Origin of the sequence: Polaromonas sp. (genome assembly GCF_029945685.1) — a bacterium.
Taxonomy (GTDB): Bacteria; Pseudomonadota; Gammaproteobacteria; order Burkholderiales; family Burkholderiaceae_C; genus Polaromonas.
This window is the reverse complement of record NZ_JAQSDA010000025.1, coordinates 141,675-164,000: the sequence shown is the minus strand read 5'-3', so window position 1 is coordinate 164,000 and position 22,326 is coordinate 141,675. Positions and strand designations below refer to the sequence as shown.

Annotated in this window: 19 protein-coding genes and 1 other RNA gene; 5 read left to right on the top strand and 15 right to left on the bottom strand. The window is 65.8% G+C overall.

The window, feature by feature from the left end; all coding sequences use genetic code 11:
* Nucleotides 1-22: 22 nt before the first annotated feature.
* A complete protein-coding gene (locus PSV26_RS16625; RefSeq protein WP_300520200.1) occupies nucleotides 23-850 on the bottom strand; it encodes a methyltransferase domain-containing protein in 828 nt (275 codons plus the stop codon).
* Between the two features lie 21 nt (nucleotides 851-871).
* On the opposite strand from PSV26_RS16625, the gene gloB reads away from it, so the two are divergent.
* The 3 genes from gloB to PSV26_RS16610 all read left to right on the top strand — a co-directional run bounded on the left by gloB (nucleotide 872) and on the right by PSV26_RS16610 (nucleotide 4,227).
* Nucleotides 872-1,723, top strand: a complete 852-nt coding sequence (gene gloB, locus PSV26_RS16620; RefSeq protein WP_300572235.1) for a hydroxyacylglutathione hydrolase — start codon at nucleotides 872-874, stop codon at nucleotides 1,721-1,723.
* Complete coding sequence (locus tag PSV26_RS16615; protein ID WP_300572233.1) at nucleotides 1,720-3,300, top strand: transglycosylase SLT domain-containing protein; 1,581 nt, start codon at nucleotides 1,720-1,722, stop codon at nucleotides 3,298-3,300. The genes gloB and PSV26_RS16615 overlap by 4 nt, the downstream gene beginning before the upstream one ends.
* Before the next feature lie 78 nt (nucleotides 3,301-3,378).
* The gene (locus PSV26_RS16610) at nucleotides 3,379-4,227 is read left to right on the top strand and encodes a restriction endonuclease (protein WP_300572231.1); all 849 of its coding nucleotides are present in this window, start codon (nucleotides 3,379-3,381) and stop codon (nucleotides 4,225-4,227) included.
* Between the two features lie 40 nt (nucleotides 4,228-4,267).
* Here PSV26_RS16610 and PSV26_RS16605 read toward each other — a convergent pair whose 3' ends face one another.
* The 10 genes from PSV26_RS16605 to PSV26_RS16560 all read right to left on the bottom strand — a co-directional run bounded on the left by PSV26_RS16605 (nucleotide 4,268) and on the right by PSV26_RS16560 (nucleotide 13,923).
* Nucleotides 4,268-4,420: a DUF3096 domain-containing protein gene (locus tag PSV26_RS16605; RefSeq protein WP_300520189.1), complete on the bottom strand. Its 153-nt coding sequence runs from the start codon at nucleotides 4,418-4,420 to the stop codon at nucleotides 4,268-4,270.
* Nucleotides 4,421-4,564: 144 nt separating this feature from the next.
* Complete coding sequence (locus tag PSV26_RS16600; protein WP_300572230.1) at nucleotides 4,565-5,257, bottom strand: glutathione S-transferase family protein; 693 nt, start codon at nucleotides 5,255-5,257, stop codon at nucleotides 4,565-4,567.
* Nucleotides 5,257-6,096 carry an ABC transporter permease gene (locus PSV26_RS16595; RefSeq protein ID WP_300572228.1) on the bottom strand — a complete coding sequence of 280 codons (840 nt, stop codon included), beginning with the start codon at nucleotides 6,094-6,096 and terminating at the stop codon, nucleotides 5,257-5,259. The genes PSV26_RS16600 and PSV26_RS16595 overlap by 1 nt, the downstream gene beginning before the upstream one ends.
* Before the next feature lie 147 nt (nucleotides 6,097-6,243).
* On the bottom strand, nucleotides 6,244-7,080 hold the full coding sequence (locus tag PSV26_RS16590) for an ABC transporter ATP-binding protein (RefSeq protein WP_300572226.1): 837 nt from the start codon (nucleotides 7,078-7,080) through the stop codon (nucleotides 6,244-6,246).
* A gap of 122 nt (nucleotides 7,081-7,202) precedes the next feature.
* Nucleotides 7,203-8,249, bottom strand: coding sequence for an ABC transporter substrate-binding protein (locus tag PSV26_RS16585; RefSeq protein WP_300520179.1), 1,047 nt, complete (start codon nucleotides 8,247-8,249; stop codon nucleotides 7,203-7,205).
* 124 nt (nucleotides 8,250-8,373) lie between these two features.
* Nucleotides 8,374-8,787, bottom strand: coding sequence for an MAPEG family protein (locus PSV26_RS16580; RefSeq protein ID WP_300572224.1), 414 nt, complete (start codon nucleotides 8,785-8,787; stop codon nucleotides 8,374-8,376).
* A gap of 72 nt (nucleotides 8,788-8,859) precedes the next feature.
* Complete coding sequence (recR, locus tag PSV26_RS16575; RefSeq protein ID WP_300520173.1) at nucleotides 8,860-9,486, bottom strand: recombination mediator RecR; 627 nt, start codon at nucleotides 9,484-9,486, stop codon at nucleotides 8,860-8,862.
* A 132-nt stretch (nucleotides 9,487-9,618) separates the two neighbouring features.
* Entirely contained in the window at nucleotides 9,619-9,951 is a 333-nt protein-coding gene (locus PSV26_RS16570; protein WP_096662652.1) for a YbaB/EbfC family nucleoid-associated protein, read from the bottom strand.
* Between the two features lie 41 nt (nucleotides 9,952-9,992).
* The gene (gene dnaX / locus PSV26_RS16565) at nucleotides 9,993-11,891 is read right to left on the bottom strand and encodes a DNA polymerase III subunit gamma/tau (protein ID WP_300572222.1); all 1,899 of its coding nucleotides are present in this window, start codon (nucleotides 11,889-11,891) and stop codon (nucleotides 9,993-9,995) included.
* Between the two features lie 37 nt (nucleotides 11,892-11,928).
* On the bottom strand, nucleotides 11,929-13,923 hold the full coding sequence (locus PSV26_RS16560) for a beta-propeller domain-containing protein (RefSeq protein ID WP_300572220.1): 1,995 nt from the start codon (nucleotides 13,921-13,923) through the stop codon (nucleotides 11,929-11,931).
* A gap of 87 nt (nucleotides 13,924-14,010) precedes the next feature.
* Here PSV26_RS16560 and ffs point away from each other — a divergent pair.
* An RNA gene (ffs, locus tag PSV26_RS16555) (signal recognition particle sRNA small type) lies at nucleotides 14,011-14,107 on the top strand.
* Between the two features lie 173 nt (nucleotides 14,108-14,280).
* On the top strand, nucleotides 14,281-14,487 hold the full coding sequence (locus PSV26_RS16550) for a hypothetical protein (protein ID WP_300520165.1): 207 nt from the start codon (nucleotides 14,281-14,283) through the stop codon (nucleotides 14,485-14,487).
* A 13-nt stretch (nucleotides 14,488-14,500) separates the two neighbouring features.
* On the opposite strand, the gene PSV26_RS16545 is transcribed toward PSV26_RS16550, so the two are convergent.
* The 4 genes from PSV26_RS16545 to PSV26_RS16530 all read right to left on the bottom strand — a co-directional run bounded on the left by PSV26_RS16545 (nucleotide 14,501) and on the right by PSV26_RS16530 (nucleotide 22,316).
* Entirely contained in the window at nucleotides 14,501-14,785 is a 285-nt protein-coding gene (locus tag PSV26_RS16545; RefSeq protein WP_300520162.1) for a hypothetical protein, read from the bottom strand.
* Nucleotides 14,786-14,858: 73 nt separating this feature from the next.
* Nucleotides 14,859-16,220 (bottom strand): TIGR03862 family flavoprotein, encoded by a 1,362-nt coding sequence (locus PSV26_RS16540; RefSeq protein WP_300572218.1) that lies wholly within the window; start codon nucleotides 16,218-16,220, stop codon nucleotides 14,859-14,861.
* Nucleotides 16,221-16,407: 187 nt separating this feature from the next.
* On the bottom strand, nucleotides 16,408-19,722 hold the full coding sequence (locus PSV26_RS16535; protein ID WP_300572217.1) for an exodeoxyribonuclease V subunit beta: 3,315 nt from the start codon (nucleotides 19,720-19,722) through the stop codon (nucleotides 16,408-16,410).
* Nucleotides 19,719-22,316, bottom strand: a complete 2,598-nt coding sequence (locus tag PSV26_RS16530) for a PD-(D/E)XK nuclease family protein (RefSeq protein ID WP_300572216.1) — start codon at nucleotides 22,314-22,316, stop codon at nucleotides 19,719-19,721. The genes PSV26_RS16535 and PSV26_RS16530 overlap by 4 nt, the downstream gene beginning before the upstream one ends.
* Nucleotides 22,317-22,326: the final 10 nt, after the last annotated feature.

Genomic DNA, 22,326 nt, shown 5'->3' with positions numbered 1-22,326 from the left:
GGTTCTGGAAAAAGAGAAGTGTTCAAAAGGACTCCGGGCGGCGCACCTGGTTGGCAATGACCGCAGGGGCCTGGGCGGTGGCCTTTTGCGTTTTCCAGTTGGGTTCAAGCAGGCGCATGCCGCGCACGCGCTTGACGGCGACCAGGAAGTACATCGCGCCGAAAATCGGCCACCAGCGTTCGCCGGCCTTGTCCATCCAGGCAAACCGCTCCAGCGATGCAAGCCTGCTCACGGCCGGCCGGTAGCAGCCGAACCGGCTGGACTCAACTTCAAAGCTGAGCAGGCGCAGCCAGTCGCGCAGACGCCAGTAGCCGATGAACTCACCGGCTTCGGGTAAAAAGAGTTCGCCGTAACCGAGGCGGCGGTAGAAGTGCGCGCGCCGCTGGCGCAGGCCCCAGAGGCTGGCCGGATTCAGGCCGCTGATCACCACGCGGCCCTCAGGCACGAGCACCCGTTCGACTTCGCGCAAGGTGGCATGGGGGTCACTGCTGAGCTCCAGCGTGTGCGGCAGCAGCACCAGGTCCAGGCTGTTCTCGGGAAAAGGCAAGGCGGCCGAATGGGTCAGCAGGGCCACCCGCGGCGAACTTGCCGCAGGTATGGGGGTCGCACTGCCGTTGCCGCTTGCCGGTAGCCCGGCCAGGAGATCTGACCCGGCGCCCTGCAGGGCCAGCCATTTGTGCGGCATGCGGTTGCTGCGCAGCGCGTCGAGTTCGGGCAGACCCAGTTGCAGCGCATGGTAGCCAAACATGTCTGCCACGGCCTCGTCGAATCGCTCACGCTCCCACGCCAGCAAATACTCGCCGGGCGGGGTTTTGAACCAGTTTGTGAAACCTATAATTTGAGAGCCCATCGAGACTGCTGAGACTGCTGCATGTACCTGATTCCCATCCCTGCTTTTGACGACAATTACCTCTGGCTGCTGCACGACGGCCGGCGCGCCGTGGTGGTTGATCCGGGCGACGCGCAGCCCGTGCTTCGCATGCTGCAGGACAGGCAACTGCAATTAGAGTCGATTTTAGTCACGCACCACCACCCCGATCACACCGGCGGCGTCGATGCGCTGCGCGACGCCACCGGCGCGAAGGTGTTCGGCCCGGCCCGTGAGCGCATCCCCCGGCCTTTCACCCCCCTCCAGGACGGCGACACGGTGCGGGCACTGGACCTTGATTTCCTGGTCATCGACGTGCCGGGCCACACCGCCGGCCATATCGCGTTTTACAGGGCCCCCACGCTTTCCGCTTCGCGTGATGCGCTGCCCCCGGAGGGGGCTCATCCGGCTTGGGGCGGCCCGGCACCGGATGGTACCCCCCTGGACGGTCGGCCCCTTCTGTTTTGTGGCGACACACTTTTTTCCGGTGGTTGCGGCCGCCTTTTCGAAGGTACGCCGGCGCAAATGCTGGCTTCACTGGACCGTCTCGCCGCCCTCCCGGGCGACACCCGCGTCTGCTGCACGCATGAATACACGATGAGCAACCTGCGTTTTGCGCTCGCGGTAGAACCTGACAACCGCGAGCTGATTGGTTACCATGCACGCTGTGCTGCCTTGAGAGACAAGGGGGAGCCGACCTTGCCGACCTCGATTGCCCAGGAGTTGCTGATCAACCCCTTTTTGCGTACCCGACAGGCCACGGTCATCGCTGCCGCCCGGCACTTTGATCCGGCGGCACATGACGACAACACCGTATTTGCCGCCATCAGGCAGTGGAAGAACCAATTCAAATGACCGAGTCGCAGCCAGCGTTTTTCACCCACTCCGCCGCTTTCCCGGCTTCCCCGGTTTTTTCTGACCGTCTTGCTCGGCTGCTTTCCCCGCTCAGGATCCTCGCCCTTTCCCTGGCCGCGCTCGTGCTCGCCGGCTGTGCCAGCAGCAACAGCAAGCTGGGCATGCCCGGCGATCCGGTCCTGGGCACCTCGCCGTCGGCGTCCCAGTCGATCTACCCCAGCGGCCCCCTGTCGCCTATCAGCGCAGCGCAAACCCCGTCCAGTACCGTGGCCAGCCTGCAGCCGCCTGCCGATTTGTGGGAACGCATTCGTCGCGGCTTTGCCATGCCCAATCTCGAAGGCGAGCTGGTAGCCGACCGCGAGCAGTGGTACGCCAGCCGGCCGGACTACATCCAGCGCATGACGGAGCGCTCGAGCAAATACCTGTTTCATATTGTCGAGGAGCTGGAGCGGCGCAACATGCCGACCGAGCTTGCATTGCTGCCCTACATTGAAAGCGCGTTCAACCCGCAAGCCGTCTCCAGCGCCAAGGCTGCTGGCATGTGGCAGTTCATGCCGGCCACCGGCAAGTACTTCGATTTGAAGCAAAACGCCTTCCGTGACGACCGGCGTGATGTGCTGGCATCGACCCGCGCAGCACTCGACTACCTGCAAAAACTCCACGGCATGTTCGGCGACTGGCATTTGGCTCTGGCCGCCTACAACTGGGGCGAAGGCAGCGTCGGACGCGCCATTGCCAGAAACAAAAAAGACGGCCTGGGCACCAGCTACCAGGACCTGCGCATGCCCGATGAAACGCGCCTGTATGTCCCCAAGCTCCAGGCGGTGAAGAACATCGTGGCCAATCCGCAGAATTTCCGCGCCGAGCTGCCACTGATTGAAAACCACCCTTACTTCCAGCAGGTCCAGATCACCCGCGATATCGATGTGGCGCTGGCGGCCAAGCTCGCCGACGTGGAAATCAGCAACTTCAAGGCCCTCAACCCGTCGGCCCATCGCCCCGTGATTCTGGCGGCCGGCATGCCCCACATCCTGCTGCCCTGGGACAATGCCAAGATCTTCCAGCGCAACTTCGAGGCCTACTCCCAGGGGCAATACGCCAGCTGGACCGCCTGGACCGCCCCGGCGACCCTGAGCGTCAGCGACGCCGCCAGACGCGTCGGCATGAGCGAGTCCGACCTGCGCGGCGTCAACAACATTCCACCACGCATGCTGATCAAGGCAGGGTCAACCCTGATGGTGTCGCGCAGCGCAAAAATGGACAACGACGTGACCAGCCAGGTTGCCGACACCGCCCAGCTGACGCTGGCGCCGGAAATCGTCACGCGCAGAACCACCGTCAAGGCCCGCAAGGGTGAAACGGTGGCAAGCATCGCCAGGCGCTACGGCCTGCGTCCTGATGCCGTTGCCGAGTGGAACAAGGTCGGCAGCTCGGCGGCTTTCAAGCTCGGGCACCAGGTGGTGCTGTTTCTGCCGGTCAAGGCCGTGAGCGCAGCCAGGCCCAACGCGGGCAAGACCAAGATCCAGGCGGTCAGGCGTGCGCCGGGAAAAGCGGTGGTCAAGACCAAGAGGCGCTAGGAGCTCCCGGGAAATGGCGCCATGGTCCACCTCCTGCGTGTACCCACAGCCTGAGTAGTCCATCGGATCACCCACGCCATGGTCGTCAGCAAGCCCGGAACACAAGTCAAGCCCAGCGCGGTCCACCGGTCTCTTTTTGCCATCGGACTGCTGGCCGTCGCCATCGGCATGACCCTGCTGGTGATGTCCGGCAGGGATCGGTCCTTGTTGCCTGCAGGTGCTGCGGCCCTGTTGCTCGGTGTTGTTCTGGTGGGCAGCTACCTGATCAACCGGCTCCAGGCCGAAGCTTTTGTCGACCCCCTCGCCTTTGAGCCGCCCTGGAGCAAGCTGGCAAGGGGAGCGGGACCACCCCGGCTGCCCGCTCCCGGCAAGCTTGCTGCCGCGCCCAGCACGGCCTTTGCCATCGACAAGCTGATTGATTTCCCCGCCGCCCCGACTGCGAGCAGGCCAGCCCAGCCGGCCCGCAGCGTGCCGCCGCCCCCCGTGGCACAAGCCTCGTGGACGCCGGCCCTGTTTGACCAAGTGTCGGCGCAGCAGTTTGACGCGGTGTGTGAAGCGCTGTTTGCGCAGGGCGGATTCGAGATCCGGGGCCAGTCGCACGGCACAGCCGGCGGCGTGACGCTATGGCTTTACTCGCGTAACGCGCAACAGGGCACGGACAGCCCGGCGGCGGTGGCTTGGTGCAAGCAGTGGTCGGGCCAGCCGGTGGGTGTGCGCGAATTGCACCCCCTGCTTGACCTGATGCGCTCGCGCCAGCTCAAGCGCGGCACCTGCGCTACATCTTCGATCTGCAGCGAGAATGCGCGCAAATTCGCAAAGGACAACGGCATCAACCTGCTGGACCGTGCCGGTCTGCTGGCACTGATCGCCGGACGGACCCCCGCCCAGCAGCAGGCCCTGCTGGCGCTGGCGCGGGGCAAACGCTGAAGGGCTGAGCCCGCAGCGCGGCCCGTTCCTTTTTCTGGTTCTAGAGCTTGAGCGCGCCGGCTCCGAACAGGCCGAGCAGGCCAATGATGATCAGGTAAATGGCAACGATGAAGTTGAGCAGGCGCGGCATGATCAGGATCAGGATGCCTGCAATCAGGGAGACGACGGGGCCGATGCTGAGATGGAGATTCATGGGGTTTCCTTGCGCTGAGTGAACGGATGCCGCCAGCCCGGGGGGCACGGCGGCGTAGCTGGCACCAATGTAGCTACCGGCCCGCCGCGTGTATGTAGGACGAAACAAACAGATGGAAGATTCAGGACCGCCGGGCCGATGCGGTCAAGGAGACGGCAGCAGCGCCGCCAGAAAAGCCGGCAGCGGCCGTCCCTGCGATTGCAGGTAGGCTGCCATCGCCCCGGCCACCTTGCGCACGGCCGGCCGCCGTGAAATCCGCTCACGCCAGGCCAGCAGGCGCGGCGTGTGTTCATCCATCGCGGCACCCATGCGTTCGCCGAACAGCTGCGCCATGTAAAACGCAATGTCTGCATACGAATAGGCGCCTGCCAGGTAATCGCGATCGGCCAGCAGCCCTTCCATCTTCAGGTAATAGAGCGCCGACGCCTCACGCGCCGCAACAGCCGCCGGGTCCTGCCACTGATCCTGCAGACTCATCAGCCGGACGATGGGCGGAAAATACACCTCGTCGGACTGATGCTCAAGCAGGCGCGCCCGGGCTTTCGCAGCGGCGCCTGCAGGCCACAGAGCGGGTTCTGGCTGCAGCTCTTCGAGGTATTCAAAAATCTGGGTCGAGTCGAACAGTTCCAGCGCCCCATGAACCAGCACCGGCACCTGTTGCTTGGGGTTGATGCGCAGCACTTCGGGATGTTTGGGCTGGTACAGGCGCTGCATTTCAAAAGGCACCATGACCAGTTCGAAGTCCAGTCCCTTTTCAAGGACGCCGATCTCCACCTTGGCGCCGAACATGCTCAGGGGCCCCGAGTACAGGCATATCTTTTCAGAAGGAGGTGTCATCAGAGTTTCTCCGTCTCTCCCGTGCGGGGTTGCCACTTCATGAGCCTGCGCTCAATGCGGCCAACGATGCCGTCGAGCACCAGCGCAAACGCCGTCAGCACCACGATCCCGGCAAACACGGTGTTGACGTCAAAAGTACCTTCGGCCTGCAGGATCAGGTAACCCACGCCGCGCGCCGACCCCAGGTACTCGCCCACCACGGCCCCCACGAAGGCCAGACCGACGGACGTGTGCAGGCTGGAAAACACCCAGCTGGTGGCGCTGGGAAGGTACACGGTGCGAAGGAGTTGCCGCTGGCTGGCGCCCAGCATCCTTGCATTGGCCAGCACCACCGGGCTGACCTCCTTGACACCCTGGTAGACATTGAAAAACACGATGAAGAACACCAGCGTGACGGCCAGCGCCACCTTGCTCCAGATGCCCAGGCCGAACCACATCGCAAAAATCGGTGCAAGGATCACGCGCGGCATCGAGTTGGCCGCCTTGATGTAGGGGTCCATGATGGCGCCGGCCAGGGGCGCCAGCGCCAGCCACAGGCCGAAGGCCAGGCCCAGTACGGTGCCGATGCCAAACGCCAGCACCGTCTCCAGCAGTGTGGTGCCCAGGTGCAGGTAGATGTCGGCGTTGCCCGGCAAGCCGTCGGGAAACAGCAGGCTGGGGCCGATACCAAGGGGCATGAACCAGGACCAGACGCGCCCGGCCACCTTGACCGGCTCGCCGAGGAAAAACGCCAGCTGCTGGTCGCGCGAGGCGAGTTGCCACAGGCCCAGGAAAACCACCAGCAAGCCGACCTGCCAGTAGCGCAGATTTTTATCCGAAGGTTTGATGTTTTGCCACATGGTCACGCCACCGTACAGGCAGACTTGCCGTCCCAAAGCCTCCCACCGTCCAGCCAGGGCCGCGGAACCGGCTCTGCCGGGCCGCAGGCGCAGCGCCCCTTTGGGGGGCAGAGAGCTACACGCAGTGAGCGAACGTGGGGGCACATATCATGCCGCCTTTTGAAGTTGCTGCGCGTAGCCCTTGAGCACCTCGTCGCGCAACACATCCCATATCTGCGTGTGCAGCTCGATGAAACGTGGCTGGGTGCGGACCTCGGCCACATTGCGCGGGCGCGGCAGGTCGATGACGAACTCGCCCATGGGGACCGTGGCCGGTCCAGCCGACAGCACCACCACGCGGTCGCTCATGGCAATCGCTTCGTCCAGGTCGTGGGTGATGAAAAGCACCGCCTTCTTCTTCGCCGCCCACAGATCCAGCACCTCGTTTTCCATCAGCTGGCGAGTCTGGATGTCGAGCGCCGAAAACGGCTCGTCCATCAGGATGATGTCGGGGTCCAGCGCCAGCACCTGGGCCAGCGCCGTGCGCTTGCGCATGCCGCCCGACAACTGGTGCGGGTAGCGGTCACCGAACCCGCTCAGCCCCACGCGCTCCAGCCAGGCCTGCGCCTGCGCGCGCGCTTCGGCATCCGGCACACCTCGGTACTGCAGACCGACCATGACGTTGTCGATGGCGCTGCGCCAGGGCATCAGCGCCTCGGTCTGGAACATGTAGCCGGCCCGCGTGTTGATGCCGCTCAGCGGCTGGCCGAACACCTTGACGGTGCCGGAGGTCGGCGGCAACAAACCGGCACCGATGTTGAGCAGCGTGGACTTGCCGCAGCCGGTCGGGCCGACCACGGACACAAACTCGCCGGCACGTATGCGCAGCGTGGTTGCTCCGACGGCGGTATAGGCCTGGCCCGCATCGTCGCGCGAGCGGAAGGTGCAGGTGACGTCCAGCAGTTCAAGCGCGTAGTCAGAGGCAGGATCGAGGGACACAGACATGAGGCATTGTCGGGTGAATTTTTACCAGCCGGGGCCGCGGAACCGGCTTGGCCGGGTCGCAGGCACAGCGCCCCCTCGGGGGGCAGCGGATTACACGAAGTGAAAAGCGTGGGGGCTTGTCTTCATGCCTTGAACTTGTCCTTGGCGCGCCTGGCGAATTCATTCGTATAGGTTTTACTCAGGTCGATCTTGTCGGCCTTGATGCTGGGGTCAAAACTGGCGAGGGCCTTGAGGGCCGTTTTCGCAGCCTCATCGGAAATGATGCCGTCCAGGGAGATCGCATCACGCACCTTGTTGAAGGAAGCCAGATACAGGCCGCGGTCGCCGAGCAGGTAGTTGTCGGGCACGGTCTTGATGATGTCGCCGGGGCCGGCCGTTTGCAACCACTTCAGGCCATGCACGATGGCGTTGGCCAGCGCCTGGCAGGTGTTGGGGTTTTTCTGGACGAAGTCCATGGGCGCGTACAGGCAGGCCGCCGGCATGGGACCGCCGAACACATCGACCGTGCCCTTGAGCGTACGCGTGTCCGAGATGATCTTGACCTCGCCTTTTTGCTCCAGCATGGTCATCACCGGGTCGGTGTTGCTCATGGCGTCGATCTGGCCCGAACGCAGCGCCGCCAGGGCACCGGCTGCGGTACCAACGCCGATGAAGCTCACGTCCGCCGGCTTGATCCCGGCGCGCGAGAGCACCAGGTTGGCCATCATGTTGGTGGACGAACCCGGTGCGGACACACCGATTTTCTTGCCACGCAGGTCTGCCACTGTTTTGTAGTTGGGCATGTTTTTGGTGGACACACCGAAGGCAATCTGCGGCGCCCGGCCCTGCAGCACAAAGGCCTGGAACATCTGGTTCTTCGATTGCAGGTTGATGGTGTGTTCGTAGGCACCCGACACCACATCGGCCGAGCCGCCCACCACCGCCTGCAGGGCCCGCGCACCGCCGGCAAAGTCGCTGATCTCCACATCCAGGCCCTCGGCCCTGAAGTAGCCGAGCTGCTCGGTGATGGTCAGCGGCAGGTAATAAAACGCGGCCTTGCCGCCAACAGCCAGTGCAAGTTTTGTTTTCTCCAGCTTGCCTTGCGCACGCAGTGCCGGAAAGGCCAGGGAGACGGCACCGAGTGCGGCCGCACTGGCGAAAGTTCTGCGGTTGACGGTGGGGTGCTTCATGGGGCGGGTTCTCTCTCTCTCTGATATTTTTATGACTTCGGAAAGAGCATAGCCAGCGCCCAAAAAACCCGCATCGGTATCATCCCGTGCGGGTTTGTACGGTACGGTTTGTGGTTACCAGACGTTACCGGTAGCCCAGAAAGAGAATGCCGATATTGACCAGCAGCGCGAGGAACCAGATCACGCTGCGGCTCTTGGCCATGTCTGCGACGTACATCATGACGTAGGCGATGCGCAGCACCACAAACACGAACGCAAACACATCAAGCCGCACCTGCGAGGCCTGCAGCTGGTGCGCAATGATCACGGCGGCAAAGAAGAATGGCAGGGCTTCGAAGGTATTGGCCTGCGCAGCATTGGCGCGCGCGCGCCAGTCGGTTTGCCGCGCCAGCCAGGCGCGCGGGTTGTTGTTGTCGAAACCGCCCTTGTTCGGCGAGGTACCCATCTTGCCCCACTTCGCCAGCCCGGCGCAGGCAATTGGCAGCAGCGCAAAAGCCAGCAGGCACCAGTAGGCCACCGTGAAACGTGCGTATGTCATGGAGAAAGCCTTTCTGGCGTGGCGTCGTGAGGAGGTTGAGGATTGAAGCGCGAATGCAAACTGGCAGAAAAACTAGCGTCGGTCCACCAGCGCGTGCGCAATGGTGCCCAGGTCCACGTACTCGAGCTCGCTGCCGACCGGCACGCCCCGCGCCAGCCGCGTGACCTGCACGCCGCGGCTTTTGAGCGCCTGCGCGATCACATGCGCGGTGGCCTCGCCTTCGGCGGTGAAGTTGGTGGCCAGGATGACTTCCTGTACCTCGCGCTCCCCGGCGACGGGCGTTTCACCCCGTGTGTCCCTGGGCAACACGCGGTCGAACAGTTTTTGCAGGCCGATGTCATGCGGGCCGATGCCATCAAGCGGGCTGAGCTTGCCCATCAGCACGAAATACAGGCCGCGGTAGGCCAGCGTGCGCTCCAGCGCCGCTTGGTCGGCCGGGGTTTCGACCACACACAGTTTGCTGCGATCACGCGCCGGGTTGGCGCAGGTGCTGCAGATATCGAGCTCGGTCAGCGTGTTGCACAGCGCACAGTGTTTGACGCTGTGCACCGCATGGTCGAGCGCCCTTGCGATCTGCAGGGCGCCGGGCTTGTCATGCTGCAGCAGATGAAACGCCATGCGCGCCGCCGACTTGGCACCCACGCCAGGCAGGCGCCGCAGCGCCTGGGTCAGGCCCTCAAGGGCGTTGGAATCAGCCATGTGACACCAGCGACTGAGGGTCGTATCCGCATTCGCAAGCAGGGGCCGCGGGACTGGCTTTGCCAGACCGCAGGCGCAGCGGCCCCCTCAGGGGGCAGGGAGCTACACGCCGTGAGCGACCGTGGGGGCTCACTAGAAGGGCAGTTTCATGCCGCCGGGCAACCCTGGCATGCCTGCGGTCAGCTTGCCCATTTTTTCCTGGCTCAGGTCTTCGGCCTTGCGCACGGCAGCGTTGAAGGCAGCGGCCACCAGGTCTTCGAGCATGTCCTTGTCGTCGGTCAGCAGGCTGGGGTCGATCTCGACACGTTTGACATCGTGTTTGCAAGTCATGGTGACCTTGACCATGCCGTTGCCCGACTCCGCCGTGACTTCAATGAACGCCAGTTCGTCCTGGGCCTTTTTCAGGTTGTCCTGCATGGCCTGCGCCTGCTTCATCAGGCCGGCGAGTTGTCCTTTGTTGAACATGGATTTTTTCCTTTAAAACAGAGAGTTCGATCTGCGCTTGATCATATCGGCTTGCCCGCCACCGGGGCGAGCGGTTTGATGCTTCCCGGCACAATTCTGGCGCCCCAGTCGCGCATCATGTCCTGCACAAACGGGTCGTTCTGTATGGTTTCCTCGGCCTGACGCTGTCGCTCCAGCGCGGCGGCGGAATTGCGCCGCGCCGGCGAGTCGCCGACCGGGCCGAGTTCGACCGAGAGCCTGGGCGCCTGCCCGCTGTCCTGCAGGGCGGTCTGCAGCGCGGCCTGCAGCTTCTCGCGCGCAGCGGCCTGGTTCAGCGACTCGCGTTCCACGCGCAGGGTCCAGACACCGTCGGCCTGCGAGCGCAGTTCGGACTGCAGGGCCAGCTCACGCGCCAGCGCCGCAATCATCTCGGCGGCCACCATGCGGTTGACCAGTGCCGTCCAGACGTCGCCGAGAGGGCTGTTCATGACCACGGGCGCGGCAGGCGCGGCAGGCGCGGCAGTGGCAGGCGCCGCCACCGGCGCGGGCGCCGGGGCCGGTACCGGCACCGCCGGCAATGCCGCAGCCGGCATGGGCAAGGCGTCTTCCCACGGCAAGGGATCCCGCGACGCTACAAAATCAGGAGCTGGTGGCGCACGCTGCACAAGGGCGGAAGGCGAATTTTCTTCAATGTTCTGGGGAGCCGGCGGTGCCGCCAGCGGGGGGCGCAAAGGCGCCGCGACAGTCGCCGCGACGGGACGGACGGCCACGGGGGTGGCCGGCACACGCTCAGGCTGCGGCTTTTTTGGGGGCTCGACGGCGTCCCCCTGTGCGGCAGCCGCCGTCGTCGCGCCTGCGGGCTTGAAGGCCAACAGGCGCAGCAGCACCATGGTCAGCGCCGCATAGTCGTCGGGCGCCAGCCCCAGCTCGGCCCGGCCGTGCAGGCACAGGCTGTACAGCAGCTGCGTCTCGTCGGCCGGCAGGGTTTGCGCCAGCCGCGCGGTGGCTGCGATTTCCGGGTCGGCGTCGTCGTCGCCGGCCCCGATGCCAGGCACCGCCTGCAGTACCGCCATGCGCTGCAGCACGGTGGCCATTTCCTCGAGCGTGGACGCGGCGCTCAAACCGTTCAGGCGCAGCACCTCGGAGGTCTCCACCACACTTTTGCCATCGCCGCGCGCCAGCGCATCGAGCAGCTGGAACACATAACTGCGGTCCACACTGCCCAGCATCTGGCGCACGCTGGCTTCCTGCAGCTGGCCCGAGCCGAAGGCAATCGCCTGGTCGGTCAGCGACAGCGCGTCACGCATGGAGCCGCGTGCGGCGCGCGCCAGCAGGCGCAGGGCCTGCGGCTCGGCTTCGATGTTTTCAGCCCGCAGCACCTGCACCAGGTGCTCCAGAATGGTTTCGGGCGCCATCGGCCGCAGGTTGAACTGCAGGCAGCGCGACAGCACCGTGGCCGGCACTTTCTGCGGGTCCGTCGTGGCCAGCACGAACTTGAGGTATTCCGGCGGCTCCTCCAGCGTCTTGAGCATGGCGTTGAACGCCGTGTTCGTCAGCATGTGCACCTCGTCGATCATGAAGACCTTGAAGCGCCCCACCACCGGTTTGTAGACCGCCTGTTCGAGCAGCTGGGCGATCTCGTCGACCCCGCGGTTGGAAGCGGCGTCGAGCTCGGTGTAGTCGACAAAACGGCCACTGTCGATGTCGGTGCAGGCCTGGCACACGCCACAGGGCGTGGCGGTGATGCCGCCCTGCCCGTCCGCACCCAGGCAATTGAGCGATTTGGCCAGGATGCGCGAGATGGTGGTCTTGCCCACGCCACGCGTGCCGGTGAACAGGTAGGCATGGTGCAGCCGCTGCGTGCCCAGGGCGTTGCTGAGCGCCTGCACCACATGCGACTGCCCGACCATTTCAGAAAAATTCCGGGGGCGGTATTTGCGGGCAAGGACGAGGTAGGACATTCCCCGATTCTACGGTTGCGCGTGACAGCAGAGCCCCTCAGCGCTGGTAATCGGCCGAACCCGGCGCAAAACTGATGCGCCGCGTCTCCACCAGTCGCCCGGAGCTGCCGGGCGCCGTCAAGACCCGGCCTTCCACCAGTTCATAACCCAGCAAGGCAAAGACCCGGTGGCGCAGAAAGATCGGGCGGGCATTGCCATACCAGTCGGTGCAGGAGGCGCGGCAGCCGTCGTCCCTGCCGACACCCGGCCGCGACGCGAGACTGCCGATGCCGGACAGCTTCAGGCCGCTGTTCCTCAGGTACAGCATGCCGGCGGGCTCGTCCCACAACTGGCGATAACCGCCCTGCCCCGCGCCGCGCACCGGCAGGCCCACCACGCCGGAGGTGGCGTCATCGGGTTTGTAGAAAAAACCATGGCTGCGCGTCTCGCCCTGCGCGGCCTGCGCCTGCACATAACGCCCGGCCAGTCGCGCCCGGGGGGCCAGCCGCACGCTGGAAAAATACAGGTCCTGCCCGTCCGTGCCCACCGCGATCGCGTCGGCACCCAGCGCCTCGATGCGGTCCACACCGTGCGGCAGCGCCAGGGTTTCGGTTCTGGCACGGTCGGCCAGATCCACCACCTGCAACTGGCCCACCGTGCCCGGCGCGGGCCGGCGCCAGCCGCTGCCCGCACCATAAAGCAGGCGCTGGCCGACAAAACGGTTCTGCAGGCTGCCGTCGCCGGCGGCCGGCAAACGTGTGTAGGCCTGTTCGCCGGCGCGTGCCTGGCCATCTCCAAAATCGCGCACCGGCACCCGCAGCAGGGACAGGTTGCCGCCGCTGCCTTCGCCGCGCCACATGCCGTCCCCGTTGCCGTTGGCGCGCAGCAGCACGTTCAGGTAACCGTCATCTCCTTCCAGAAATGACATCTGGTCAATCGGGCTGCCCTGCGTCTTGAGCATGCTGGGCGCCGCGCCATCGAGCGGCAAACGAAACACCGCCGAAATCGATGCGACACGCCCGCTGGCGGCGTCGCGCTGGTTGCGCGTGGTCCACACGTACACCGCCCTGCTCGAGACATAAAACACCCGGCCGGCCGGCCCCAGCACGGCGCTGGACCGGCAATCGAGTTCAGGCTGGGCGAGGTCGCAGCGCACGATGGTGTGCAGGGTGATGCCTTCCTGCGGGTTCAGCGGCTCGTCCGTGCGGTAAATGCGGGTCGCGTCGGCAATGCGTTTGAAGTCCGCCGGTGTCGCGCCCGGCTGCCAGCGCCGCAGCGCGGGCAGGCGTGCCGCCGGATCGGCATGCCAGACGTTCAGAGGGATGGGGGTGTACAGGATGAGCTCGCTGCCAATGAGGCGGCTGGCGTAGTTGCGCGAGGAGTAGTAGTCGCTGGAGCGCACATGGTATGTGGCGCGGTAGCTGAGCTGGCCCGCGTCATCGATGTTGAACAGGCCAAGCTCTGTGCCGCCACGCGAATAGCTGTAGCCGATCACGGCCACCGTGTTGCCGGCCACCATCATCTCGTCGTACCAGGCGCCCGACGGGTTGACGTCCGGCGCGTAGGCGTTGATGGACGACACCGGCAGCAGCTGGTGACGGTCCACATCGACCGTGAACAAGCGTCCCCGGCGCAGGATGACCAGGTGCTTGCCATGCACCTTGACAATGCCGCCCTCGTCCACGCCGGCCGTCTGGTTGTTGGTGATGGATTCCGCCGCGCCTGCCGCGGCAGGCGCGGGGGGTGCGGCCATGGCCATGGCCACCGGGGCCGGCGGGCTGGGGCGGGAGTCCCAGGTCTTGCCCGGGTTCTCGGCCTCCCATTTTTTCCGGACTTCTTCCTGACGCCGCCGACGTTCTTCTTCCTGCCTGCGACGTTCTTCCTCGCGGCGCTGGCGCTCCTGCACAAAGGGCTCAAACCAGGCCTGCAAGGCAGTCTCGTCGGCAAAGGCGGCAAGGTGTCTCACAGGTGTGAAGGCCTCACCCTGTGCCTGCGCTGCGCCCCCGACACCACACACCGCCATGGCCGCGAGGGCCTTGAGGAACCAGGACATGTTTTTTTCCTTGAAAGGCCAGACTATTTTCAAGCTATTCGATGATATTCGGGCCCGGGGCGTCGCGCCTCGCATAAAATAGTGAGTGACGGGCCTTCCCGCATGGTGAAGCGGCCAACCGGGTCAGATGGGGAACCAAGCAGCCCTAACTGTCGAGCCAGTGCCGGGGTCAAGGTCCGTCACCTTTTTTGAAAAACAGGACATCCGTGGATGGTCCTGTTTTTTTTCGCCTGCACGCTGCTGCAGTGAAAAAGTTCACATCCAGCCGTCGCCACGCCAAATTCCTACAAGCGGATGCGGCGCCTGCCTGCGGTTTCAGGCTTTCTCCATCGCAAACTTTTTCCTAGAATTTTTTGCATGGATACATTTGAAAAACCAACCCACGAGGAACTGGCCCGCTACCTGAAAGCATTGGGCCGGTTGATCAAGGCGGAGGCACAACGGCTGGAGGCGATCCACGAACTGTCGAAGGTGGGTCCGGACGACTTCCTGCGGCTGCATGTCGAGTCGGAACGGCTGAACGCCTGGAGCCACTACTTCGAGCGGCGCGAGGGCGTGATCTAGGAAGGGAAGATGGTCAGCCTTCGAGAACCTCTTCAATCGCAGCCGTGGTCTGCAGCGCATGTTCGGCAATCTGCGCCGACACCAGCGCCAGGGAAGCCAGCGCATAGGTGCCACTGATGATGCCCTTGTAGGCCACTTCGGCTGCGATGGCGTCCTGCCCCAGCCCTTCGGTGGCGGCCACGATGCAGGCCTCGATGCTGTCCAGCCCGGCGTCACTGTACAGCTCCTCGCCTTCGTAGCTGACGCGGTATTCGTACTGGTCCTGTTCCATCGGGTCGATGTGGAAACGCACGATCATGGCAACACCTCTTCAAAAATAAACATTGGAACAGCTATCAAATCAATAGCTGCTTGCGCCCGAATGGCAAGGGCTAGATCCCGAAATGGCTCACAACGCCCTGCCCGGCCACGCGGCCGCTGGCAAAACAGGCGCTCAGCAGGTAGCCGCCGGTGGGCGCTTCCCAGTCGAGCATTTCGCCGGCACAAAACACCGGCTGCGCGACACCCTGCAGGGTCTGCAGGTGCAACTGGCCGTCCACGGCCTCGAAGGACACGCCGCCAGCGCTGCTGATGGCCTCGTCAATCGGGCGCGCAGCCAACACACGCACCGGCAGCGCCTTGATCGCGCGCGCCAATTGCACCGGATCGTGCATCGCTTCCTTGCCGAGCAGCTCATGCAGCATCGCGGCCTTGATGCCTTCGATGCCCAGCCGGCTCTTGAGGTGGCTGGAGAGAGAGCGCGAGCCGCGCGGATGGCGCACCTCGACCAGCACCTGCTCCGGCGACTTGTCGGGCAGCAGGTCCAGCAGGAAGGTCGCGCTGCCGTGCGCGGCGATTTCATCGCGCAGCAAGCTGGAGGCCGCGTAGATCAGGCTGCCTTCCACGCCGGTGGCGGTGGCGACGAACTCGCCCTTGCGGTTGAAATTGCGGCCCTGCGAGTCGGTGAAGCTGATAGCCACCGACTTGAAAGGCTGGCCGGCAAAACGGCTGGCGAAGTGTTCGGTCCAGCCCGGCTGCTGGGACGGACCTTTTCCCACCAGTTCCCTGAAAAACTCGCGGCGGGTTTCGCCCTGTTCGGCGGCCGCCAGCGCGTGCGGCTCGGGGCCCACATCAAAGCCGCAGTTCGAGGGCTGCAGCGGCGCGACGGCCACGCCGCGTTCGGCCAGCAGCGGCACCCAGGCGCCGTCCGAACCGAGCCGCGCCCAGCTGCCGCCGCCCAGGGCCAGCACCACCGCGTCGGCCTGCACCTGCACCGGGCCGGCGGGTGTTGAAAACGTCAGTGAACCGTCGTCGGCCCAGCCCAGCCAGCGGTGCCGCATGGAAAACTTCACGCCCGCGGCGCGCAGGCGCTGCAGCCAGGCGCGCAGCAGCGGCGCGGCCTTCATGTCCCTGGGAAACACGCGGCCCGAGCTGCCGACAAAGGTCTCCACCCCCAGTGCCAGGGCCCAGGCGCGCAGCTCGGCGGGGCCGAACGCGGCCAGCAGCGGCTGCAGTTGCGTACTGCGCTCGCCGTAACGGCTGAGGAAAGGTTCGGGCCCTTCGGAATGGGTGAGGTTGAGCCCGCCCTTGCCGGCCAGCAGGAACTTGCGGCCCACCGATGGCATGGCGTCGTACACCTGCACCGACAGGGCCGCGCCGGCACCGGCCAGCACCTCGGCGGCCATGAGCCCGGCGGGGCCGCCGCCGATGATGGCCACACGCCGTGGCGGGGCAGGAGAAGTTGAATCGTTCAAGAAAATGTCCGTCTGCACGTGATGGCAATGGGGAGGAAACAGGAAGCGGGAGGAAGCGGATTTGGCGGGCGCAGCCGATCTGCTCTGTTTTTTATAGCTGCAAGCGCACAGCCGTCAAGGGCTGCCATGCCAAAAGACCTGAACCCCCAGGAAGCGGCCGCCTCCGGCCGATCGGCGCATGCCTTGATTATTGCAGTTCGCCGGAAAGCTCGACGACGGTTCCACGGCCCGTCAGGAAAGCCGCCTTCACTGGCGCGCCGGGGTAAATCAGTTGCACCGCCGCCCGGTAGTCCTGCAACTGGGCCATCAGCGCAGGCTGCAGCTCCGGCGCGGCGGCCGATTTATAGTCCAGCACCCACCAGTGGCCTTCATGGCCGGCGTCCTTGCGCTGCACCAGGCGGTCCAGCCGCAGCGCCTGGCCGGCGTAGACCAGGTCCACCTCGTTGCCCTGCCAGGCCAACACCTCCGGGCGCCAGGCCCAGGCGCCCTCGCCCGCCAGGATGCGCCCGGCCAGCCCGGCAGCCTCGGCCGCCTGCGCCGGGCTCAGGCGAAACTCGCGCGCCGCTGCCTTGACCTGTTCCGCCGACAGCGCGCCGCCCCACTCCAGCAGGCGGTGCATGGCCTTGCCGACGCGCGCCTTCAGCGAGTCTTCGTCCACCCGCTCCACGGCAAGGGCAGCGGGCGCCAGACCTTCGGGCAAGGCCGGCAGCTCGGGCAGGTAAAAAACGCCGCTGTCAGCCAGGTCCGGCCGCGCTGCGGCGGATTCATCGGCCACCGGCGCAGGCAGCTCGCCCACCAGGGCCTGCAGACGCTGCCACCAGCTTTCAGTGGTCACGCGGTGTGGCTCGATCGACGAGATGACCAGGGTATGGCGGGCGCGCGTCAGCGCCACATACAGCGCATTGAGCTCTTCGCGCTTGCGGGCGGCCAGCTCGCTGGCCAGCGTGTCGGCGGCGCAGGCCGGCGGGCGGCTTTCGCTGACCAGGAAAACAAACTTGCGCGGCTCGGTCGCCTCGCCGGGCCAGTCGACCAGCACGCCCATGCTGTCGGCATTGCGCTCCACGGTGTCGGTGTCCAGCAGCAGCACGGCCTCGGCTTCGAGGCCCTTGGCGCCGTGGATGGTCAGCAGCCGGACGGCCTCGCTGCTGACGGCTGCCGGCGCCTGGGTGCCGCCGGCCTTGAGCGCGCGGACAAAACCATAAGGCGTGGCGTAACGCCCACCGTCGAGTGCCAGCGACACACCGAGCAGCGCGCGCAGATTGGCCAGCACCGCGCTGCGCTGCGCCGCCGGGGCGGCCGCGCCAAAACGCGCCAGCACATCGCCGTCGTCGTAAATGCCCTGCAGCGCATCGTGCGGCGGCAACCGGTCCAGCCAGCCCTTCCATTTGGTCAAAACAAGCCCCAGCCCTTTCAAACCGGTCGCAAGCAGCTCCTCTTTTTGTAGCAGGCTGTACCACGGCAGGGGGTGCTCGCGCTGCAGCAGGGCCAGTTGCACCAGGCCCTCGTCGGCCAGACCGAACAGCGGCGAGCGCAGCGCGCGGGCCAGCGACAGGTCGTGCTGCGGCGACACCAGCACGTCGAGCAGGGCCACCACGTCCAGCACTTCGCAGCAGTCGATGAGCTCGGTTTTTTCGCCCACCTGCGCGGGAATGTGCAAGGCGCGCAGCTCGTCCTGCAGGGGCAGCAGGCCGGCGCGTTTGCGCGAGAGCACCATCACGTCTTGCGGCCGCAAGCCGGCGGCTATTTGCCCCGATATCCAGGCGGCGGCTTGCCGGGCCTCGCGGGTGCGCAGGGTTTCTTCGGGCAGCTCGCGCGGCGTGCTCAAGCTGTCGCGCCAGCCGGCGGCCAGCGGCGAGGCCTCTTCTTCGTCCTTGTTGCGCGCAATGGGCGGAAGCCGGCCCACGGCGCCGGCCTGGCCGGAGGCGGTGGTGTGTTCGCGAAAGCCCTCATACCCGTCGGTTTCACGCGCTGTGGCCATGGCCGAGTTGACGGTGTCGATCACCGATTCGGCATTGCGCCGGGTGTGGTCGCAGCTGAGCAGATCGCCCCCCAGGCCGTGCACCACAAAAGCCTGCGCGGCGCGAAACACCTGCGGCTCGGCACGCCGGAAGCGGTAAATGCTCTGTTTGGGGTCGCCCACCAGGAACACGCTGGGCGCGCTGCCCGCGCCCGAATAACCGATGAGCCAGGCATACAGCGCCTGCCACTGCAGCGGGTTGGTGTCCTGGAACTCGTCGATCATCAAGTGCCGGATACGCGCGTCCAGGCGCTCCTGCACCCAGCCCGACAAGACGGGGTCGGCCAGCATCAGCAGCGCGGCGCGCTCCACGTCATTCATGTCGACCCAGCCGCGCTCACGCTTCAGGGCAGTGAACTGGGCGATCAGCACACGCGTCAGGCGCGCCATGCGCTGCTGGTACAGCCAGGCGTCGTGCTGCTGGCGGGCCGCCACCACGCGCAGCACCAGGTCCTGGGCCAGGCGCACCTGTTCGATGCCAACGATTTTTTCGCCGAACTTGCGCGGTGTGCCCTTGTCGGTCAGCAGGGCCGCGATGGCCGCCGGGAAGTCGCCGGCCGTCAGCGCGCGCTCCAGCTCGGCCCCCTTGGCCGAAAAAGTCGGCGCGCTCGCGCGGCCCAGCGCCACGGCGGCGTCACTGAGGGTTTGCCGGTGAAAGCGGTTGGTGCTGAGCAACTCTTCCGGTTCATCCAGGCCGTCAAATTCGGTGAACTGCGCCGCGAAAGACTGCACCGAGGTGTCGATCACGCCCTTTTCATCGGCCAGCGTGAACTCGGTGCGCTTGTCGAGCGCGGCCTGCAGGGCCTTGTCGGCCTGAAAGCGCCCATAGGCCAGCACCACCGCTTCAAAGTCGGCTTTGAGCGAGGCGTCAGTCGAGACCGCCGCGTAAAACCGCCGCCACACCAGCGCGCGTGCCGATGCGTCGTCTTCCAGCAGCTCGTAGTTCACCGGCAGTTCCAGGCGCTGCAACACCGCCACCGGCGCGCTGCGCAGCAGGGCTGCAAACCAGCTGTGAAAAGTGCGGATCTGCACCGAACGACCGCTGGCCAGGATGGATCGGTATAAATTTGATAGCTGCTCGCGCACGGCCTGTGCGGACTGCAGGCCTTTTTGGCTTGAAGAATCGATCCGGACGCCGCGTAGGTCCAGTTCGCGCTGCAAGGTGGCGTCATCGGCGTGGGCAAAGGCCTTGAGCCAGTCGTCCAGCCGTTCGCGCATTTCGCCCGCGGCTTTTTTGGTGAAGGTGATCGCCAGGATCTCGTGCGGCAGCACCTGCTGACCCGGTGCGGCCGTGGCACCGTCAAGCAAGGCCCGCACGATGCGCGACACCAGCATCCAGGTTTTGCCGGCACCGGCGCAGGCTTCCACCGCCACACTGCGCCGCGGGTCGCAGGCGATGGCGTAGAACGCATCGGCGGAGACCGGCGCGCCGTTGCACTCGTAGGCGGCGGTGTGGGGAATCAATGTGTTGGTCGGTAGGTTCATAAGCCCTCCTCCCCGGCCGCAGCTTCCTCGTCCAGACTCCAGAAGTCCTTGCGGCATAAACCACGGGCCGCGCAGTAGTCGCAAGCCTTGCCTTCGCCCAGCGCCGGCAGTTTGGCACCGCGTTCAATACGTGCCATGTCGGTCAGGATGCTGTCGATGAGTTCGTCGCGCAGGCCGACGATATCGGGCTGCTCATAGGTTTTGGTGGGTTCTTTTTCGCCGAGGTTGACGTAGGCCGCTGCCAGGGTGTCGTCGCTCATCAGGGCGGCATAAAACGCCAGTTGGGTGTCTTCCTGGCCGTTCTTGATGCGCTCGCTCGTGGTGGTGCGCGGCTCGGTCTTGTAGTCGATCACCAGGGCATGTCCGTCGGGCTGGCGATCGATGCGGTCAAGTTTGCCGAGCAGCGTGAGCGTGCCGACGGGCACTTCGCGCCAGACTTCGGCTTCGTCGAATACCGCGCCGGTGGCTTCATGGTCGGCCAGCCATGTCAGATAGCCCTCGCGCACGCCGGGCCAGGCCGCGGCAAAGGGCAGGAACTCGCTGTCGCTGAGTGCCAGCTCGTGCGTGGCGCGTTCGGCTGCTCTATTTATCATAGCTGTCCGCGCTGATTTATCGGGGGTGGGCGCCGCTTTGAGTGCCTCGTGAAAATACCGCAGCAGACTGTGCAGCCAGTTGCCGAAGTCGCGCTTGCCCAGTTCGCTTTCGAGCTCTTCGGACTCCTGCAGCCGCAGTTGGCGCAGCGCAAAAAACCGGTAAGGGCAACGGCGCAGGTCTTCATAGGCGCTGGCCGAAAGCCGGGTGACGGGCAAGGCCTCGCCGGTGGGCAACGGGTGCGGCGTGGGCCTCGTCGCGACGCTGCGCAGGCGGCGGGGCTCGCCGGCCGTGACCGGCCCCGAAGCCGGGTCCTGGTCGAGCAGCAGCTCCTGCACAAATCCGCTGGGCATCAGGTGTTCGCCGGACTCGCTGGTGCGCCACAGCACATCGAGATGCGGCATGTGCAGGGCATATTGCCAGGCCTGGCGCTGGGCGGCTGCGAGCACTTCGCGCGAAGGCAGGCCCAGCAGCTCACGCTGCGCGGGGGTCCAGGGGCCGGCGGGTTCCGGCGACACCGGCAGCCGGATCTCGTCGCAACCGGGCAGCACCACCGCCTGCATCGACCGGCCAAGCAGCTGCGCCAGAGGCAGGATGACCACCTGCTCCACCGGCGGATGCAGCGGCGAGAACTTGCCCCCCTCGAGCGCCTGGTTGGCCCATTGCGTGAACTCGTGCTGCCGCATCAGCGGCGACACCTCGAACTCGGCCTCTGCGCCTTCGTGCAGACGCAGGACATCAAGCACCGTCTGTCCGGCGTCGTCCTGGGCCAGCGCGTCCCACTGTCCGGCCGAGCGCAGGGCGGACCGGAGGTCGCGCAGCCACACCGGCAGGAGACGGGCACGGCCGAAAGGGGCACGCAGCGCATTCACCCTGCGCGCCAGAGGTGCCGTCGCCGCAAATGCGGGCGCTACCAGGCCGTCCTCGGGAAAGTCCGGCAGGTCGCGCCATGCACGCACACCGGCCTTGCGCAGTTCGATCTCGGCGGCGGTCACCATGGCAGCGTCAAAGGCCGGAGCGTTTTTCAGCCAGTCCAGCACGGCGTCGCTGGATGCGTCCCAAGCCAGGGCGCGGAGCAGGCTCATGAGGCTTGCGGCTGCGCGGGTGGTCGAAAGTTTCCAGCCGGTTTCGTCCCGCATGGCAATCCCGCGCCCGGCCAGCATGGCACCTGCCCGGCGCGTGAGCTGCCTGTCCTGCGCGATCAGCGCCACCGGACTCAAGCCTTGCGCAAGATGCGCAAGCACGCAGGCCGTCGCGCGGCCGGCTTCGTCTTCCGCGTCCTGCGCGACGTGTAATGCAGGCGGCCTGGGCGGCGCCTGCCAGGCAAGACAAAGCGGGATGGAAACCGACCGGTCGCCGAAATGCAGTTTGAGCGACTCGGTGAGCGGGTCGGCCTGAAAACCCTCCAGCACGACGAACAGCTGGGGACTTGCCTGAAAAAGGCAGTCCGTGGGATAGGCTGAGGCCGCCGCCCAGGCGAGCGCAATCCGTCCCACGGCAAGCTCCAGCGCCAGCACCGGCGACTCCTGCCCCGCGCCCAGCGCCAACGCAAGGCGCTCACTCCAGGCCGGGCGCGCGGCCGGCAGCACGGCGACGGCCACACCGGCAAGGCTCCAGGCAGCGTCCACCAGCCGGCCGGCCAGCGCATCCTGCTGGCCGCCCAGCCCTGACCGCTCGAGCAGGGAAGCCGCCGTCAGCATGTCCAGCGCCATATCCATGCGCAGATCATCAGCCGAAGGGACATACAGGCCCAGCGTGCCGCCCAGCCCGCCGACCCAGTTCATGGTGGTCTCGAAACGGGGCACAAAAAAGGTGTCGCCAGCCTGCGCCGCCCAGGCACGGCGCGCCTGTTGAATCAACTGCGCATAGGGCAGCAACACCACCGCCTCTGCGGGATGGATGCGCCGGGTCTGCAGGACACCCGCCAGCTGCCCCATGGCCTGTTCCCAGCAAAGCGCATCGGGCGCGGGCCATGCAGATTCAGTGGCGGAAAGGGGTTTCATGCGGTTTAAA